The organism is Luteitalea sp. (assembly GCA_009377605.1).
Classification (GTDB): Bacteria; Acidobacteriota; Vicinamibacteria; order Vicinamibacterales; family Vicinamibacteraceae; genus WHTT01.
On sequence record WHTT01000217.1, the window covers coordinates 474 to 1,071 of the forward strand.

Here is a 598-nt window from a genome sequence, read left to right on the forward strand (position 1 = left end):
CCACAGGGACTTGGAAATCTCGCACAGAACGCGAGATTCCCACATTCCCACGAGTCGATCCCTCGTGCGATTGACGAGCGCCGTCCGACGATTAGCGCCGTCCGCTTCCATATAACGGCCGTTTCCCCAGAGCGGCCCTTCTCAGACCCCTCGCCCCTTCCTGACAAAACGGCTGGCCGCTGTCACGTCGCCCCTCCAACGGAGACCGCTCTGGGTTAGCAGCGGCTGTAAAGCTCAGAGCCATTATCGAGGTGGATGTGATTCCACGTGATCGCCAGGCCAAACCCAAAGGCCAAGTGGACAACACCCCACAGGATCGACACTGCCGCGACACCGGCGAGCGAGGGGAAGAACGCGATCCCCATGCCGATCGCGAGGGCCACGTTTTGGAAGGCCACCTCGATGGCCACAGCGCGACGGTCCGCGGCCACGAGTCCGGTCAGACGCGCGAGCCCCCAACCTAACACGACGGCGGTCACAAAGGTGAGGAGGACGGGGAGGAGTGCGACGTTGGCAAAGAGAGCAAGGGAATTGATGTTGCCGCCGATGATCATCGCCACCACCACGGCGAATACTATTCCCGCGATGCGACGTGTCC